The organism is Bacteroides sp. CAG:189, from assembly GCF_000432295.1.
Taxonomy (GTDB): Bacteria; Bacteroidota; Bacteroidia; order Bacteroidales; family Bacteroidaceae; genus Bacteroides; species Bacteroides salyersiae.
In genome coordinates this window covers 1-18,490 of record NZ_HF991006.1, presented here as the reverse complement: position 1 = coordinate 18,490, position 18,490 = coordinate 1, and the positions used below count along the sequence as shown (strand labels likewise).

The window sequence follows — 18,490 nt, the reverse complement described above, 5'->3', positions numbered from 1 at the left end:
TTAAATCAAAGTGTTGCGGAATTAAGGTTTAATTTAAAACAAAAGAAAAATGAAAAAACTGTTAGTGTCTTTGTTTGTAATGGTGGCAGTCTTGTCTGTGAATGCTCAAGATCTTTACATGGGTGGTGTATTTAATTTATGGCGTAATGGTGATGCCAATAGAACTAATTTTACAATTGCCCCCGAAGTCGGTTTTAACATTAATGAAAAGTGGNNNGAAGTCGGTTATAACCTTAATGAACAGTGGGCGGTAGGAGTTACGTTCTCTTATTCACACGATTATTTTGAGAAAATGAAAAGAAACAGCGTTGCTATTGCACCTTATGCACGTTTTTCTTATTATGAGAATAAGATTGTCAGACTGTTTATTGACGGTGGTCTGGGATTTTCAACCAATCGTATAAAAGGTGCTGATAAAGCTACCAATGGTTATGAAATCGGTTTGAAGCCGGGGATTGCTTTAAAGTTGAATAAGAATTTTAGTCTTATTGCTAAATGTGGCTTCGTGGGCTTCAGGGATGATTATTCGGTGACTGAAGACGGTTTTGGTATCAGTTTGCAGAGTGAAGACTTGAGCTTTGGTTTTCATTATGAATTTTAACAGACCGGTTTTGAAAGATTAAAGCGAAGATCCTTTATTTTCAAATCAGAAATAGGGAAGGGAGTTCCAATAAATAGGGAATTCCCTTTTCTTGTATGTAATATCTATTTGTTGTATAATTATTAACAATATGTTTGTTTTTAATGTATTTAAATAATATATTTGTAACATTGTTAACACAGAAAATGACTTTATATTAATTAAAAACATTAAAATTATGAAGAAAGGTATTTTATTAGTGATGTTCGCTTTATTGTCTTTAGCGGGTTTTTCACAAGTTTCCTGGAATGCTAAAGTCGGTATGAATATCAGTAACTTTACGGGTGATTTGGATGTGAGTGCTAAGGTTGGTGTTAAATTGGGGGTAGGGATGGAATATGCCTTTAACGATACGTGGTTGTTACAGCCTTCTTTGTTTTTGTCCCAAAAGGGGGCTAAGTTCAGTGCAACTGTTTCCGGTAATGAAGCTGAAGTAAAGTTCAATGCAATGTATTTTGAATTGCCGATTATGGCGGCAGCGCGTTTCAATGTGGCCAATAATACGAATATTGTGGTAAGCGCCGGTCCATATTTAGCTTGTGGAGTAGGAGGAAAAACCAGAACCAAAATGAGTATAAGTGGATCGAAGACGGATATCAAGGAAAAAACTTTCGGAAGTGACGCCTTTGATCGTTTTGATGCCGGTTTGGGAGTGGGTGTTGCAGCCGAGTTCGGTCGGATTATTGTAGGTATTGATGGTCAGTTTGGTTTGGTGAAACTGGCAGATCTGAACCTTGACTCTAACCCTAAAAATATAAACTGTGCTATTACTTTAGGATATAAATTCTAAATGGCCTAACTGCCTTGCTAACGCAACAAACTCCCGCTTCATTCATTAAGAGTAAAGTGGGAGTTCTTATATCGAATTGCTATAAATATCAATCAGCCAGCTTTTTCAACTTTTTAAAGTGTTCTATTACTGCCAGATAATCACGGTCACAACAAGCATCGAATTTATTCCAAACGTCTCCGAGTACTACGGCACCACCGAAACCAAAATCTTTTATTTCTAATATATTTTCTTCATTAATGCCACCGAGCGCCATTACTTTACAGTCGATAATTTTATCTTTCTGTGCTTGGCGTAGTTCTTCGGCTGTGTAAGTGGAGTAATAATTCACCTTCGAGATACTGTCGTAGATGGGACTCATGAATACATAATCGTAGAAGTGCTTTTTATTTTTCACCTCTTCTACCGAATGACACGAACAACTTACGTGCCCTGCATAGTCATGGGGCTCTTTAGGGTTTCTACTGTTTAAGTGGATTCCCATCAGATTGAATTCCTCTTTTAAGTAGAAATGTTCGTGCGTAACGATACGGTGATGAAATTTCTCCGGTATCAGCGTCAGCAGACGTTCTGAGTACATAGCAGGTGTTTCCGGTTTTCTAAGGTGTAGAATGTCCAGACCCTCTTCGAAAAGAGCAGTAATTATTTTGTCTTCTTCAACGAAGAAGGTGGGGGTGGTAACTACAATGAGCTTCATTTCTTTTGTTAAACAATTTGTTTAGCAAAGTTAGCAATTAACTATATCCGATGCCAACGTTTATAGTGAAAATATGTTAGATTGCCATGTCCGCAGGTCAATTGTCCATAATTTACCTGCCAAAACTTCTCCAAAACCACAGATTATTTTCAATACTTCGGTGGCTTCTACACTGCCTGTGATAGCAGGAGTAACCCCTAATACTCCTTTGGGCGGGGGAGGCATGCGTAGCATTTCTTCTTCATCGGGATAAAGGTCTCTGTATGTTTTGGGAGTATTTCCGTAGTTAAAAACGGATACTTGGCCTTCAAAGCCACAGATGGCTCCGTAGACGTAGGGTTTTCCCTGTTCTATGCAGATGTCATTGATCAGATAACGCGTGGCAAAATTGTCACACCCATCCACAACTATATCATAATCACTGATAAGTTCGCTTGCATTGTCTTTATTTAGGCGTCCCGGGCAGGAGTTCACAGTAATTTCGCTGTTGAGTGCGGTAAGATGCATAGCAGCACATACGGCTTTGAAATCTCCAAGTTCCTCTTCGGTGTATATCACTTGCCGTTGCAGGTTACTGATACTTACTTCGTCATTGTCTACCAGTCCGATAGTACCTACTCCGGCACCTGTTAGGTAGAGAGCGATGGGTGATCCCAACCCGCCGACACCCACTATCAATACTTTGGCCGCTTTCAGCTTGGCTTGTCCTTCGTTTCCTATTTCGGGAAGCATGATTTGACGGTTATAACGCATATTCAAATGTTTTTATAGTTGATAATGATGTTGCATAGCTTAGATGAAAAGCTGTTGTAGTTTAAATGAAAAGTTACCGTAGTAGTTATCTTTTCTCAATTGTGATACGAGCGTCTCACAATTGAGCGACACGCGTATCATAGATGTGAGACGCTCGTATCACAATTGAGAAACAACTACTGTTCAAGCTTCTTTTGAGGTAAATGTAGAATGAATAGTGTTGATGTTACTATACTCTTTTCAGATTGTCGAAACTTTGATCCCAGTCTTTCCATACAGGCTCGCGACCGAGTTTTCTCAGATCTCTTTCCACTTCCACGGCTTTGCGGTCATCATTTATGTGAAACTGTTCCAGGGTTTGCGGATAGCTGTAATATCCGCCCGGCTCTGTTTTGCTCTCAGCACTCATGGTAGTTACACCTAATGTTGCCATATGATTACGTATCTCGGCACTTTCGCGGGTGGAGTAGGAGATATCTACATCGTGATCGAAGATGCGCATAGCAAAGGTCAACTGTGCTAATTCGCGGTCGTTCATGATGATGTTGGGTTGGAAACCGCCATTTTCCGAAGGACGCATCCGTGGGAAATTGACACTATATTTGGTTTTCCAATAATGTTTTTGAAGATAACGCAGGTGGTAAGCCATCATTGTAACATCCGTACGCCACTCTTCCAGGCCGATGAGCACTCCCATGCCGATTTTGTGTACGCCGGCTTGTCCCATGCGGTCGAAACCGTTGACGCGCCATTCGAATTTGGACTTCATGCCGCGTGGATGATAGGTTTTATAATTAGCCTTGTTGTATGTCTCCTGAAAACAGATGACACCGTTCAGTCCGTGATAGGTCAGTTCTTCATATTCTTCCGCTTTGAGAGGCATCACTTCTATCTGAAGGTTGCTGAAGTAAGGTTTAGCCAAATCTAAAGCGCGTGCTATGTAGGGCACTCCGGCGGCTGCCGGATTCTCTCCTGTTACCAGCAGCAGGTTCTCGAAAGGAGCGAGCCGTTTGATAGCTTTGTATTCGTTTATGATTTCTTCATCAGTCAATATGGTGCGTTTCATAGGATTGCTAATGTGAAAACCACAATAAACGCATGAATTGGTACATGAGTTGGTGAGGTACAAGGGAACAAACATGGAGATCGTCTTTCCGAAACGTTCCATTGTGTACTTTTGACTGAGTCGCGCCATTACTTCCAGATAAGGGGTGGCGGCAGGTGATATGAGTGCCATGAAATCGTTCACATCACAGTGTTCTTTGCCTAATGCACGACGTACGTCGGCATCTGTTTTGGAATAGATGGCTTTCGTCGTCTCCTCCCATGATATTTTTTCTAATTCTTCTGAAAACATATTGATTCTACTACTTAACTACTTAATTATTTGATCATTCAACTACTTATCTACTTGACTACTAAATTCTTCCCCTGACTACTTCCTCCCCATTTTTTTCAATGTGTTTCGGATAGCAGTAGTTACTCCTTTTGTGAAGAATTCCGTTTCGGCATTTTCCAGTATGATGCGTAGTTCACCCATTAGCTCCGGTTCTTTTTCGCAGAGTCGATAGGCCATCTTGATACATAAGGCTTGCACACCGATGCTTTCGGCAGGTGAAAACATACGGTCGAAACAGAAATTTAGCAGGGGGACCGATATTGGTTCTTGTATCGGAAGATTGAAAAGTATGGAAAGATATAGGCGTTTCGAACCGTCGTGTTTGCAAGTCAGCAATCGGTCGGTCAGTTCTCCGTATAGCGGAATGAACCATTCCGGATGTATCTCACTCAGTTTTTCACACACCCATAAGGCGCGCCATGATACCAGTGGCTTACTGTCGGAAGTCAGTTGGTATATGTCGGGGAAATATTCCGGATGGTAGTTGATTTCCTTTACCAATGGCTTTATATCTAATTCGGAAATATGCACCAACAGCATATTACGGAATTCGTCTATTCTCTCCATATTTGCTTTATTCTTCTTTTTTAGTATTTCTGAGTTCACGGCTCAGACGCATGGCACAGAAGTTGGGGCCGCACATGGTGCAATACTCTCCGTCTGTGTGACGTCCGGCATGAAAATAAGAAAAAGCACGTTCCGGGTCGAGTGAAAGGTCGAATTGATCTTTCCAACGGAATTCATAACGGGCTTTGCTCAATGCATTGTCGCGAACTTGTGCCCCGGGATGTCCTTTGGCAAGGTCGGCGGCATGGGCGGCTATCTTGTAAGTGATGACCCCTACACGTACGTCTTCCTTATCCGGAAGCGCCAGATGTTCTTTCGGAGTGACATAGCAGAGCATGGCTGTACCTAACCATCCTATTTGGGCTGCACCGATGGCCGATGTGATATGGTCGTATCCCGGAGCGATGTCCGTGACCAACGGACCGAGCGTGTAGAACGGTGCATTATGGCATTTTTCGATCTGACGTTCCATATTCTCTTTTATTTTGTGCATGGGCACGTGTCCCGGACCTTCGATGAATGCTTGCACATTCTTTTCCCAAGCACGTACAACGAGTTCTCCCATGGTGTCGAGTTCGGCAAACTGTGCTTCATCGTTGGCATCGTGGATAGAGCCGGGACGCAGTCCGTCGCCCAGTGAAACGGCTACATCATATTGTGCTAAGATGTCGCAGATGTCATCAAAGTGTTCGTAGAGAAAACTCTCGCGATCGTGTACCAGACACCATTTGCTCATGATGCTTCCGCCACGGCTTACGATACCGCAAAGACGTTTGTCGGCCAAATGCACATTATGGCGACGGATACCCGCATGAATGGTAAAATAATCCACTCCCTGCTCACATTGCTCGATCAAGGTATCGCGGTAAAGTTCCCAAGTGAGGTCTTCTACCTTACCGTTCACTTTCTCCAATGCTTGATAGATGGGCACGGTGCCTACCGGTACAGGGCAGTTACGGATAATCCATTCGCGCGTTTCGTGAATATTTTCTCCGGTGGAAAGATCCATAAGTGTATCTCCACCCCATTTACAACTCCATACGGCTTTTTCTACTTCCTCGTCGATACCGGAAGTAGTGGCCGAGTTACCGATGTTCGTATTGATCTTCACAAGGAAATTACGGCCGATGATCATTGGTTCCGCTTCAGGATGATTGATGTTGGCGGGTAGCACGGCACGGCCTTCGGCTATTTCCCGGCGGACAAATTCGGGTGTGATATAGGTTTCGATGCCCAATTCTTCGCAGTTCATGTTTTCACGGATGGCTACATATTCCATTTCCGGAGTGATAATTCCCCGTTTGGCATATGCCATTTGGGTGATGTGTTCTCCTTCCTTAGCCCGGTATGGCAGGGCGATATGTTCGAAACGAAGATGATCCAGACTTTTATCATCACGACGCATACGGCCGTATTCGGAAGTGATTTCGGGCAGTTGCTCCACATCACCACGTTTCAGAATCCATTCTTCACGCATACGGGGTAACCCCTTTTTCAAATCCACGGATATTTCGGGGTCGCTGAAAGGCCCACTGGTATCGTATACATATATTTTCGGGTTAGGGGTTATAATCTTTTCGTCGCCATTGAAAGTCGTACTGGGCACTTGTTCCACTTTACGCATGGCTACCCGTATGTCGGGAAACAGTTTTCCCGATATATATACTTTCTCTGAACGGGGAAATTTTATCTTTTGTTCCATGTTATAAGCAATTGTTAATTAGTGATAAGTGATAGTATGTTATGATATCTTTTTAGCATGGAAGCCTATGAGTTAAGAAAAGCAGTTAATGGCGAACTGGCTTCAGCCATCAGGTTGTCGATTTGCATTCCCAATCCGGCTTCATAAGCCATGCGGCCCGCTTCAACTGCCTGTTTGAAGGCTTTAGCCATCTCTATCGGGTTACCGGCTACGGCAATGGCTGTGTTTACCAAACAAGCTGCTGCGCCCAGTTCCATTGCTTCGGCGGCATGGCTTGGTGCACCGATTCCGGCATCTACCACTACCGGAATATTAGCTTGTTCAATGATGATTTTCAGAAATTCTTTGGTTTGCAGACCTTTGTTTGTTCCGATGGGTGCACCGAGGGGCATTACAGTTGCCGCACCGGCTTCTTCCAATTGTTTGCATAATACAGGATCGGCCTGGCAGTAGGGAAGTACGACAAATCCCAGTTTTACCAATTCTTCGGTAGCCTTCAATGTTTCTACCGAATCCGGAAGCAGATAGCGCGGGTCGGGATGAATCTCTAACTTCAACCAGTTCGTTCCGAAAGCTTCGCGTGCCATTTGTGCGGCAAATACGGCCTCTTCCGCATTTCGTACACCCGATGTATTGGGTAACAACTGGATGTGCGGATGAATGATGTGTTTTAACATGTCATCCTCTTTATTATCCATATCTATGCGTTTCATGGCCACCGTTACCATTTCAGTACCCGATGCAAGTAAAGATTGTTTCATCAGCTCGTTTGAGTTGAATTTTCCTGTACCAAGGAATAGCCGGGAGTTGAATTCACGTCCCGCAATAATAAGCTGTTTCATGATTTATAATTTATGAATGATGATTTATAATAGGGAAGGAGATTAAAGGGGGATTGACAAGATCCGGGTGGTCTCTTCTACAGGGTTTTCGGCCTGCAGTATGGTACCGGATAAAGCAATACCGTTGACTCCTGTTCTCATGATATCCGGAATATCCTGATAAGTGATACCGCCGATGGCTACTACCGGAAGTTGTATTCCGGCCTGTTGCATCTGTGAAATGATGGAAGTGTATCCTTCTATTCCCAAGACAGGACTCAGGTTCTTTTTGGTAGTAGTGAAACGGAATGGACCTATACCTACATAGTCTGCTCCTGCACGATAGTGCATTTCTACATCCTCAAATGTATTGGCTGTTCCGCCAATGATGAACGCTTCGCCCAGCAGTTGGCGGGCTTCGGCTACCGGCATGTCTGTTTTACCCAAATGTACTCCGTCCACTTCCAGCTTTTGGGCCAATTCCACGTGGTCGTCCAGTATCAGAATGGCGTCATGTTCCTTACACATTGGTTTCAATTGTAGGGCAACGGCTTCCACTTCTTCCAGTGGCGCTTCCTTCATACGCAATTGTATCCATTTGCACCCGCCTTCAAGTGCCATGCGGGCAGAATCCAGATAAGAATATTTCTCGGTATGGTGAGTAATAAATTGCAGGCTGATCATAGTCTATCCTCCGCAAGCAGCTTTAATTATAACCAGATTGTCATTCTCGTGGAGTGTGAAACTGTCCCAGTCCGTACGCGGAATCATTTTGTTATTCGCTGCAATGGCAATGCCCTGAGTGGGAAGTTCCAATTGTACGGTGAGTTGCGTAATGGTAGAAGTATCGGCTATTTCCACTTCTTTGTTGTTAACTTGTACTTTCATCGCTACAAAATTAGGTTTATTGATGATAACGAAAGTAAATACAAAGAGAGTGCTATTAATATGGAGAGCGGTAATGAAGTAACACAATCCCTACGTCAGTACTAACTGCATCAGGTTCCAGGGTATGATCTCAGCCCGTCTTGCCGGGCACCCCTTTGTCTTTACGGCGGCAAAGTAAATGAAAAAGAAGCAGAAAAAAAATAAAACGAATACTTTTTTATTGTATTTCTGTGTTTTCCTCTTCCCGTTTTTTTATTGGATGCGAGAATACGAAGCGGGTTCCGTTTTTATAATTGCGATCTATCCAAATGTCTCCACCCATCTGCTGGATGGTCAGTTTACAGATAGAAAGCCCCAGTCCGGTACCTTGTACAAATTCGTTTAACTTCACAAAACGGTTGAATACGAGCTCTTGTTTATCGTCCGGTATGCCACATCCGGTATCTGTGACCGAAAAGAGGACGTAGCCGTCTGTCTCGTCTATTTCGAAACTCAGTATGATGCTTCCGCCTTCGGGAGTAAATTTCAGTGCATTGTTCAACAAGTTGATAATGACTTGCTGAAGACGGAGCGGGGCGGTATAAAGCGTATATGATTCGAGGGGAGAATCGAAACGGACTTCTGTATTTACTGCCTTGTTCTGGTTGGTTAACATTACCATATTTTGGCAATGACCGATGAGATCATACCATTCATAATCGAACTGTAGCCTGCCGGATTCCAAGCGGGAGACATCCAGCACATCATTAATGAGTTGGAGTAACAGATCCGAATTGGTCTGAATAATCGAGATGTATGTTTTTTGCTCTTCGGATGCTTCTATCGTACTTGTCAGCAGACTGGAGAAACCTACGATCGCATTGAGGGGAGTACGGATTTCATGACTCATGTTCGAAACAAAGGCGCTTTTCATCCGATTGGCTTCTTCTGCGCGTTCTTTGGCATGACGCAGTTCGATTTCATTGTCTTCCAATTTTTTCTTGTCTGTTTCCAGTTGTTTTGCCGATTCTTCCAAGTTATTTTTTAGAATTCTGGTTTTGAAGTAATAGTACAAAGAAACGAACAATCCGAGTAATAGGGTACAAAAGATGCCGGTAACAACCCTTACTCCGTTTTTATAAGTTTCAAAGAAAGTAGGTTCTTTATTAATGATAACAGCCCCTTCCGGTAGCTCTTTGTTTTCAAATCCCAATTCTTTTAATACTTTTGCATCGAACACATACCGGCATGGTAATGTGTTCAATTCCGGTTCGGGGTTTTCTTTTAAATCTAATATCCGATAAGCCTTTTCACCCATTTTCAGACCGATGTCTTCGTAATCGGGGACGTATCCTCCTATGGCCCAGTATCCTATTCCGGTAGCTGTCAGACTGAATACCGGCAGTGTCGGATTGGTATGTGAGAAAGCATACACCGAATTGTTGATGTAGGTCATCTTTTGCATATCTACCCGCCATATACCGAGTAGGGCGACAGAGTTGTCCGGCAGATTGTGTACCTTTTGTGCCGCCATGTCTAAGGTGAGTCTTCGTCCGTCGATGAAAGTGGTACCTATTTCCGGATATTTCTCCAATTCCTGTTTGACGTAAATCAATTGAGCCAGTCCGTTGTAGGTGTTATCGGAGATAAAGGCAAGATGTGCCATTTCCGGATAGAAATTCCTTATCAGGTGTATGTCACGGTCTACATGATATTTATAAGCGTAACATGCTTTCACGTTAAAACCTTTCATGCGTTCCAGCAAGTCGATACTGGCGGGGAGATAGGTACTGGCATTCGTTTCTTTGGAAGGCAGGTCGAAACTATGGCGGGGAGCCATGGCGCATAACACCGGTATTTTTTTATATTCTTCTTCCTCCAATGAAAAATAGCCGCTCCATGCTTCTCCGCCAAGCAGTATGATCAAGCTTACCTTGGGATGCTTGTCTATGATGTTTTTTACTATTTTCGGCCATCTCCAGGCATGTTCCAAACTGATGGCATTCATGTTCTCCACTACAGCCGGACAGGTACCTCCCAATTTTTGATAAGTCGTGATACAAGAGTTTATGTTATCATAAGTGTGCTTGCTGTCCGAATTGTAGGAAGTAATGAACAATATTTCCTCTTTGGAATTGATAATTTCCTGTGCATGGCTGTAGGGCGAATGTAGAGGAAGAATAATTCCAATGATAGCAAAAGTACATAGTAATTTTTTTCTATTCTTGTTCAAAGGAAGATGGTCTAATTTAGTTAGTCGATACAAATATATAATTTATATTTGTAAAAATGAGTTAGCGGATGAGTATTTCAGTGTGCCCGCATATCAATTATTTAATAATGAATACTCTTATTGTCTGGCAGAACAGCATTGAAACATAGATTAGATAAAAAAACGCCATCTTAAACAAGACGGCGTTCTCTAATGAATTAAATAAAAAAGGGTTTATTACATTCGTTTGTCAACTACTTCCCAATCTATGATATCCCATAAAGCGTTTACATGATCTGCACGGCGATTCTGGAAATCAAGGTAATAAGCATGTTCCCACACGTCAAAGCCCAATAGCGGTTTCAAGCCTGCACGTACCGGATTACTTCCATTAGCTTCTTTGGTGATATGTAACTTGCCGTTTTTGTCAACAGACAGCCAAGCCCATCCCGAACCGAATAAGCCTACTGCGGCGGCATTAAATTCCTTCTTGAAATTTTCAAAACTTCCGAAGTCACGTTTGATCGCTTCTGCCAACTTACCCGATGGCTCTTTCTTTGAAGGCTTCGGTGCAAATTGTAAGAAATATAATGTATGGTTCAGTACTTGTCCGGCATTGTTGAAGATAGCTCCATCCGGAGCTTTCGCTACAATTTCTTCTACTGTTTTGCCTTCAAATTCCGTTCCGGGTGCCAGGCTATTGAGGTTGTTTACGTAGGTTTGTAGATGTTTACCATAATGATAATCTATAGTTTGCTGACTGATTACAGGTTCCAGCGCATTGTTTGCGTATGGAAGTTTAGGCATTTCGTAAGTCATGGTCATAAATATTAAAGACATTAATAATGTATTCATAATGTTTGGTTATTATGTATATATCCTATTAACATATGAAAAGCCGTAAATGTTTAGAGCCTGTTTAATTTTTGCTCACATTGTTTTGAGAAAAAATTAGGCAGGCTCTTCTAATCGTGATTAAAAACGGGCGTTCTTTATTTGACTACTTTCTGTTCTGTTATTTCCGGATTGTTTTTTGCTGTTTTACGTATCCATTGTCCGGTTTGGTCATATTCATAATACATGTCACTATCTATTTGATTGCCATATTCATCGTACATAAAATACTGCGAGCAGATTCTTTTTTCATTATTGACCAATATTTGTGTGGAGACAATTTTTGTCAGATAGCCGTATTTGTCGTATTCATATACATCTGTTCGCGAACTGATTTGTGTAGGCAACGGATTCTTGGGGAGTGGCAATACGTATTGTGATTTTACTTTTTCTCCTTTGCTATCATACTGATGTACCGTCGATGAGAGCATTACGTCTTTATGATATTCTTTCTCTTCTATCAGTTTTCCTTGCCGGTTGTAACTTCTCAATATCAGTTTACCATCTGTGTATTTCAATGAATCGCTTTGCACCGTCCCTCCGGCATTGAATGTCCGCTCTCTTTTGTATATCTCTTTTTTGGTTTTCGTATTTATCTGTATTTCTTGTGCACATCTGTCTTGTGCATCGTAAAAAAATGATGTGTGAAATTGCATATTGCCACTGGTAATATCGATACCGGCAGGTTTCCCGTTTGGCAAGTAGGAATATACTTCCGTAGTAATTTTATTATTCAGCTTTGCTTCCGATTTCATCAACATTCCTTTTTTATAATATTTCGTAGAGGAAGGAGTAATCCATATTACCGAGTCTTCGAATTGACTGCGCAGTTCATGTGCTTTGTCGCGAAATTCTCTATACTTATGGGTCAGGAGAAATCCTTGGATTAGTTCCAGCTTACTACTACTGTTTATCTCCGGTTTCATCAATTCGTAATCCACACTGTCTTTGGTATATTCCAATTCTACAGTGTGTTTTCGCTTGCCTTCCTCCAGATAGACGGCATTCTCATACTCGTCAATACATTGTTTTTTAGATGCGAGTGCTCCCGCCTGTTGTATCATGGAAAAAAGATAATCATCATACAGCGCACGTACTTCCGGAGTATATTTACGGTTGGACATTCCGTTGTAGTAACGGTTCAAGGTTATATTATCGAAGAAGTTTTTAAAATTGGCATGGGTCGGTGCACGTTTCACGCTGTTGTATAGTAATTGGTTATACTCACTCATGAATTGCACTTTATACTTACCTTCCGGAAATTCATTGAAGTAGTTTTCACATTTGGCTGTGCTGCTTTTCTCCTCCAGATCCTTCATTAATGCATCTTCTCTTGTTTTATAGAAAATATCCATTTGCGCCTGTGGAATCGGATATTTACCATTTTTGGCCCCTTCTATCAGTTGTTTACTCAATGAAAGCTTATCATTTGAAGCGTCCAGAATTTCTGTTATTACACTGTTTGTCCGGTCTCGCAGAGGGCCAAAATCAATTTCTGTCTCGTTGCAAATAGCCGGCAGACTTCCTTTGACGGCTTTAGCATAAGCAGGATAGTAATCAATGGCGCTTTTACTGTCCGGTTGAGTCCATAGGCGAGTCATGATATCCATTAGTTCTACCTCGGCGGCAAATGTCTGGGCTGTTTTCTCGTCCAGTTTCTCGCGGCCTTTTTGAAATTTTTCGATTTCATTATCACTCAAGAACTTCAGGAGTTTTCCAACGCGGTCCTGTTTTTGTGCCATGAGTTGTGATGTTCCTATTGTCATGCTTATGATGAAGATGGCAACTAAAGAGAGACTCTTTTTTATCATACTTGTTTTCTTTGAGGTTAAGTCACAAAAGTATATAAAATTCTATATATTGTCAAATGAATGTTATAAATTTGCCGCTATGGAAAGAAACTACCTCGAAGAACTGAACGAAAGTCAGCGTAATGCGGTGCTTTACAATGACGGGCCATCACTTGTGATAGCAGGTGCAGGTTCCGGTAAGACCCGTGTACTGACCTATAAAATAGCCCATTTGTTAGAGAATGGATATAATCCATGGAATATTTTGGCACTTACCTTTACTAATAAAGCTGCACGTGAAATGAAAGAACGTATCGCTCGTCAGGTAGGCGAGCAGCGTGCCCGTTATCTTTGGATGGGAACGTTCCATTCTGTTTTTTCGCGGATTCTTCGTGCCGAAGCCCAGCATGTCGGATTTACTTCACAGTTTACTATTTATGATTCGGCTGATAGCAAGAGTCTTTTACGTTCTATCATCAAAGAGATGGGGTTGGATGAAAAGACCTATAAGCCCGGTATGGTGCAGGCGCGTATCTCTAATGCCAAGAACCATCTGGTTTCTCCTTCCGGTTATGCAGCGAATAAGGAAGCCTTTACAGAAGATCAGGCAGCCAAGGTTCCTGCACTTCGCGATATCTATCGTCGTTATTGGGAACGTTGCCGCCAGGCAGGAGCTATGGATTTCGATGATTTGCTTGTGTATACCTATATATTATTCCGTGATTTTCCGGAGGTACTGGCACGTTATCGTGAGCAATTTCGCTATGTGTTGGTAGATGAGTATCAAGATACGAATTATGCCCAGCACAGCATCGTGCTCCAGCTTACCAAAGAGAGTCAGCGTGTATGTGTGGTAGGCGACGATGCTCAGAGTATTTACTCTTTCCGGGGAGCGGATATTGATAATATTTTGTATTTTACGAAGATTTATCCGAATACGAAAGTGTTCAAGCTGGAACAGAATTACCGTTCCACTCAAACCATTGTTTGTGCTGCCAATAGCTTGATTGCGAAGAATGAGCGGCAGATACGTAAGGAGGTGTTTTCCGAAAAGGAAAAGGGAGAGGCTATTGGTGTGTTTCAGGCTTACAGTGATGTGGAAGAGGGGGATATTGTGACGAATCAAATAGCGGCTTTGCGTCGTGAGCACGACTATTCTTATTCCGATTTTGCTATTTTGTATCGTACGAATGCCCAAAGCCGTATTTTTGAAGAAGCTTTGCGTAAACGGGGAATGCCTTATAAAATTTATGGCGGACTTTCATTTTATCAGCGTAAAGAGATCAAGGATGTGATTGCTTATTTTCGTTTGGTGGTAAATCCTAATGATGAGGAAGCTTTCAAGCGTATCATTAATTATCCTGCCCGTGGTATTGGTGACACTACGGTAGGAAAAATCATAGCGGCTGCTACGGAGAATAATGTCAGCTTATGGGCTGTTCTTTGCGAACCTTTGACTTATGGTCTTACTATTAATAAAGGTACACACAATAAATTACAAGATTTTCGTGGACTTATAGAAGAGTTCATCTCTACACAAAGCGAGAAGAATGCTTATGAAATAGGTACGGAAATTATTCGTCAATCCGGCATTATCAATGATGTCTGTCAGGATAATCTGCCCGAAAATTTAAGTCGCAAGGAGAACATAGAGGAATTGGTTAACGGTATTAATGACTTTTGTGCTGTCCGGCAGGAAGAAGGGAATCCCAATGTGTCTTTAACCGATTTTCTTTCGGAGGTTTCTTTACTTACCGATCAAGATTCCGATAAGGAGGGAGACGGTGAAAAAATAACTCTTATGACCGTTCATTCTGCTAAAGGACTTGAATTTGGCAATGTGTTTGTGGTGGGAATGGAGGAAAATCTTTTTCCAAGTGGGATGGCCGGAGATTCTCCCCGTGCGATGGAGGAGGAGAGACGACTGTTTTATGTAGCCATTACCCGTGCCGAAGAGCATTGTTTTCTTTCATTCGCCAAAACCCGTTTCCGTTATGGAAAGATGGAATTCGGTACCCCGAGTCGTTTCCTTAGGGATATCGATACTCGTTTTCTAAAATTGCCGCATGAAGCCGGATTGGGAAGGCAGATAGATGAAAGTGCCGAACGTTTCCGTCGCGAACGTCCCAAAGTACAACTTATTAATCCAACGTTGTCTCCGCGTAATTTGAAGAAGATAGACCCGACAGTTTCTTCTGCGGCTGGTACTGTGTCATCTGTCCGTTCATCCGGAACGCCGGCTGCTGTTGGTGGAGCTTTGCCTGTATCTGTGCAGCCGGGACAACAAATCGAGCATGAACGTTTCGGGTTGGGAGAGGTGCTGCAAGTAGAAGGAAACGGTGATAATGCCAAAGCTACTATTCGCTTTAAAAATGCAGGTGAGAAGCAACTATTATTGCGCTTTGCACGTTTTAAAGTTATAGGGTGATATTTCATAATTACCGCTTGCCGTACTTTTTTTGCGGGAAGCACAAAATAAGTGAGCCATGAAGAAGCTAATTGTTTGGATGATTTTGTCCACTTTTTTATTGAGTGGTTGTGTTAGCGGACGTATGTCCGGAAATCCCGGAGCCGTTGTGGCGGGAGCTTCTATTGGAGGTTCGGTGGGAAGTGCTATCGGTGGTCTTATCGGTGAGAATAATCATGGATGGAGAGGTGGTTATCGCGGTTCGGCTATCGGTACTATTGTAGGAACCGTTGCCGGTGCTGCTATCGGGAATGCCGTATCGACACCTCGTAACAGGGAAGAGGGTTATGTGGAAATAACGGAGAAACGATATAATTCCAAACCTCAGTCTCAGCGTCCGGCACAGATACCGGATTTGAGGATACGGAATATCCGTTTTATCGATACGAACCGTAATCATGTGATTGATGCCGGTGAAAATAGTAAGGTGATTTTCGAAGTGGTGAACGAAGGACGTACTCCCGTCTATGATATCGTACCTACGGTTGAAGAGATAACCGGGATGAAGAATATTTATATTTCTCCGTCAGTGATGATAGAAAAGATAGCTCCCGGTGAGGGGATACGTTATACTGCTACCGTATATGGTGGCGAGAAATTGAAAAATGGTGAAGTAGTGCTGCGTGTTACGGTAGCTGCCGGAGATTATTCCGAATGTGATTGGCAGGAATTTTCATTGCCGACTCAGAAAAGGGGGAGATAAATAGTGCTTGTTTTTGCTTTATTGTACTGTTTTGGAATTGAAATAGCGATTATGAGAAATATTGGAACTTCGTTCAGCACATTTTAATTGTACCGGATGGGAATCCGGACATTCTTATAAATGCAGATGGATGTACATGATCATAAGTGTTCAATTTGACCTTTGTATTCATCTGCATTTATAAGAATTTTAGTGTAATGGCTATTTTATTAGCTTTTATCAGGAGTACTTACCAATTGTTTCCGGAATTTTCCGTTCCAATGAGTCTTTCTACTTTTTGTCTATATAGATTTGCTCCTTCCGCTATGTTTTTTGCAGCATCGGTTGTTCCCATGCCGTAGGCTATAATCGGTGTCTGCCACACCATACCTGCGTGTATAGCACCTACTTGATAAGGTCGTAGTAATTCGTCTACGGTAAAGCGATTTCTTCCTCCACTCCGGTATGCTTCAAACTCTGAACCGGTAGTGGTTACCACCATTAATGGTTTTCCTGCTACTGCAGGTGTTTTTGCCAGATAGGTAAATACCTCATCTTGCCATTTCTTCAGTAGCGACGGTGCGGACATCCAATAAAATGGGAATTGATAGATAACAGCAGCAGCGTGTGAAATGATTTTACTCCATTCGTCCACATTGAAAGTACTTTCATTGTGCAGTTCGTACAGATTATATACAGCCACTTCGTCCATGTCCTTTACAGCATCCGTTAATGCCTTGTTTGCTTGTGACTCTTTCATGTTGGGATGCGCCAGGAGAATCACTACTTTCTTTAAATCTTTATCCATAACGTTTTCTTAATTTTTTGTGAAGAATCAAATCATTTCGTAAAGGTAGGAAATATTGGAAAACATTACGTACTTTTGCATCATTATTCTATCTACTAACTACTAAATTTTATATTCCGATATGATAGACTTTACCCGATTTCCTTCTCCTTGTTATATCATGGAAGAAGAGTTGTTGAGAAAGAATCTGAATCTGATAAAAAGTGTGGCCGATAGAGCAGGAGTAGAAATCATCCTTGCTTTCAAATCTTTTGCTATGTGGCGTTCTTTTTCTATATTCCGTGAGTATATCGCACATTCTACGGCGAGTTCTGTATACGAGGCCCGGTTGGCTTTAGAAGAGTTTGGAAGTAAAGCACACACTTATTCACCGGCATATACTGAGTCGGATTTTCCCGAGATCATGCGTTGTAGCAGTCATATTACTTTTAATTCTCTGTCACAGTTTCGGTGTTTTTATCCCTTGGTTGTAGCTGAGGGAAAGAATATCTCTTGCGGCATTCGTATTAATCCCGAATATTCTGAGGTTGAAACGGAATTATATAACCCTTGTGCTCCCGGTACCCGTTTCGGCATTACTGCCGATTTGTTGCCTGATATTCTTCCGGAAGGAGTTGAAGGTTTTCATTGTCATTGCCATTGTGAATCTTCTTCTTTCGAACTGGAACGTACTTTGCAGCATCTTGAAGCGAAGTTTTCCCGTTGGTTTCCGCAGATAAAGTGGCTGAATTTAGGGGGAGGGCATCTCATGACCCGTAAAGATTATGATACGGAACATCTTATTCGTTTGCTTCAAGGGCTGAAATCCCGTTATCCTCATATGCGTATCATTCTTGAGCCCGGTTCGGCCTTTACTTGGCAGACGGGGGTATTGACTTCCGAGGTTGTGGACATTGTAAAGAGTCGTGGTATTAAAACTGCCATACTGAACGTCAGCTTTACTTGCCACATGCCCGACTGTCTTGAAATGCCTTATCAACCTGCGGTGCGCGGAGCGGAAATGGGAAATGAGGGGCCTTATGTTTACCGTCTCGGCGGTAATTCCTGTTTAAGCGGCGATTATATGGGATTGTGGAGTTTTGATCATGAATTGCACATCGGTGAACGGATTGTATTTGAAGATATGATACATTACACGATGGTCAAGACAAACATGTTCAATGGCATTCATCATCCTGCCATTGCATTGTGGACAAAAGAAGAAACAGCCGAAATATACAAAGAGTTTTCTTATGAAGATTACCGTGACAGAATGAGTTGATAATCAAATAAATTATTTTTCGGAGTGGGTAAAGAATATATTTTCTTGCGAAAAAAGTATGCAGAATGTTTGCACGTTTAGAGAAAATCCCTACCTTTGCAACCGCAAACGAAAAATGCGGAAATAGCTCAGTTGGTAGA

The 18,490-nt window shown here is 42.2% G+C and carries 17 protein-coding genes and 1 riboswitch; of the genes, 5 read left to right on the top strand and 12 right to left on the bottom strand.

Going from position 1 to position 18,490, the window contains the following annotated elements:
• Positions 1-49: 49 nt before the first annotated feature.
• Both QVP90_RS03150 and QVP90_RS03145 read left to right on the top strand, forming a co-directional pair.
• Positions 50-601, top strand: coding sequence for an outer membrane beta-barrel protein (locus QVP90_RS03150; protein ID WP_021935621.1), 552 nt, complete (start codon positions 50-52; stop codon positions 599-601).
• 217 nt (positions 602-818) lie between these two features.
• Positions 819-1,430, top strand: a complete 612-nt coding sequence (locus tag QVP90_RS03145; RefSeq protein WP_005931489.1) for a porin family protein — start codon at positions 819-821, stop codon at positions 1,428-1,430.
• Between the two features lie 88 nt (positions 1,431-1,518).
• Here the strand turns inward: QVP90_RS03145 and QVP90_RS03140 are convergent, their stop codons facing one another.
• The 11 genes from QVP90_RS03140 to QVP90_RS03090 all read right to left on the bottom strand — a co-directional run bounded on the left by QVP90_RS03140 (position 1,519) and on the right by QVP90_RS03090 (position 13,153).
• On the bottom strand, positions 1,519-2,127 hold the full coding sequence (locus QVP90_RS03140) for a thiamine phosphate synthase (protein ID WP_005931492.1): 609 nt from the start codon (positions 2,125-2,127) through the stop codon (positions 1,519-1,521).
• Between the two features lie 60 nt (positions 2,128-2,187).
• Positions 2,188-2,880, bottom strand: coding sequence for a HesA/MoeB/ThiF family protein (locus QVP90_RS03135; RefSeq protein WP_007481191.1), 693 nt, complete (start codon positions 2,878-2,880; stop codon positions 2,188-2,190).
• Between the two features lie 229 nt (positions 2,881-3,109).
• Positions 3,110-4,237: a 2-iminoacetate synthase ThiH gene (gene thiH, locus QVP90_RS03130; RefSeq protein ID WP_005931498.1), complete on the bottom strand. Its 1,128-nt coding sequence runs from the start codon at positions 4,235-4,237 to the stop codon at positions 3,110-3,112.
• A gap of 78 nt (positions 4,238-4,315) precedes the next feature.
• The gene (locus tag QVP90_RS03125) at positions 4,316-4,846 is read right to left on the bottom strand and encodes a hypothetical protein (RefSeq protein WP_005931500.1); all 531 of its coding nucleotides are present in this window, start codon (positions 4,844-4,846) and stop codon (positions 4,316-4,318) included.
• A 7-nt stretch (positions 4,847-4,853) separates the two neighbouring features.
• On the bottom strand, positions 4,854-6,548 hold the full coding sequence (gene thiC / locus QVP90_RS03120) for a phosphomethylpyrimidine synthase ThiC (protein WP_005931501.1): 1,695 nt from the start codon (positions 6,546-6,548) through the stop codon (positions 4,854-4,856).
• Positions 6,549-6,613: 65 nt separating this feature from the next.
• Entirely contained in the window at positions 6,614-7,390 is a 777-nt protein-coding gene (locus QVP90_RS03115; RefSeq protein ID WP_021935620.1) for a thiazole synthase, read from the bottom strand.
• A gap of 42 nt (positions 7,391-7,432) precedes the next feature.
• The gene (locus QVP90_RS03110; RefSeq protein WP_005931505.1) at positions 7,433-8,053 is read right to left on the bottom strand and encodes a thiamine phosphate synthase; all 621 of its coding nucleotides are present in this window, start codon (positions 8,051-8,053) and stop codon (positions 7,433-7,435) included.
• A 3-nt stretch (positions 8,054-8,056) separates the two neighbouring features.
• Positions 8,057-8,257, bottom strand: coding sequence for a sulfur carrier protein ThiS (gene thiS / locus QVP90_RS03105; protein ID WP_005931506.1), 201 nt, complete (start codon positions 8,255-8,257; stop codon positions 8,057-8,059).
• 70 nt (positions 8,258-8,327) lie between these two features.
• Positions 8,328-8,422, bottom strand: a riboswitch (TPP riboswitch).
• 52 nt (positions 8,423-8,474) lie between these two features.
• On the bottom strand, positions 8,475-10,469 hold the full coding sequence (locus tag QVP90_RS03100) for a sensor histidine kinase (RefSeq protein WP_021935619.1): 1,995 nt from the start codon (positions 10,467-10,469) through the stop codon (positions 8,475-8,477).
• A 216-nt stretch (positions 10,470-10,685) separates the two neighbouring features.
• Positions 10,686-11,303 (bottom strand): superoxide dismutase, encoded by a 618-nt coding sequence (locus QVP90_RS03095; protein WP_021935618.1) that lies wholly within the window; start codon positions 11,301-11,303, stop codon positions 10,686-10,688.
• A 137-nt stretch (positions 11,304-11,440) separates the two neighbouring features.
• On the bottom strand, positions 11,441-13,153 hold the full coding sequence (locus QVP90_RS03090; RefSeq protein ID WP_021935617.1) for a hypothetical protein: 1,713 nt from the start codon (positions 13,151-13,153) through the stop codon (positions 11,441-11,443).
• Between the two features lie 79 nt (positions 13,154-13,232).
• On the opposite strand from QVP90_RS03090, the gene QVP90_RS03085 reads away from it, so the two are divergent.
• Both QVP90_RS03085 and QVP90_RS03080 read left to right on the top strand, forming a co-directional pair.
• A complete protein-coding gene (locus QVP90_RS03085; RefSeq protein WP_005931514.1) occupies positions 13,233-15,560 on the top strand; it encodes an ATP-dependent helicase in 2,328 nt (775 codons plus the stop codon).
• 58 nt (positions 15,561-15,618) lie between these two features.
• On the top strand, positions 15,619-16,302 hold the full coding sequence (locus tag QVP90_RS03080) for a glycine zipper family protein (RefSeq protein WP_005931517.1): 684 nt from the start codon (positions 15,619-15,621) through the stop codon (positions 16,300-16,302).
• A gap of 229 nt (positions 16,303-16,531) precedes the next feature.
• Here QVP90_RS03080 and QVP90_RS03075 read toward each other — a convergent pair whose 3' ends face one another.
• Positions 16,532-17,089 (bottom strand): NAD(P)H-dependent oxidoreductase, encoded by a 558-nt coding sequence (locus QVP90_RS03075; RefSeq protein ID WP_005931520.1) that lies wholly within the window; start codon positions 17,087-17,089, stop codon positions 16,532-16,534.
• A 121-nt stretch (positions 17,090-17,210) separates the two neighbouring features.
• Here QVP90_RS03075 and nspC point away from each other — a divergent pair, with 121 nt between their 5' ends.
• Positions 17,211-18,350: a carboxynorspermidine decarboxylase gene (gene nspC / locus QVP90_RS03070; protein ID WP_021935616.1), complete on the top strand. Its 1,140-nt coding sequence runs from the start codon at positions 17,211-17,213 to the stop codon at positions 18,348-18,350.
• Positions 18,351-18,490 lie beyond the last annotated feature (140 nt).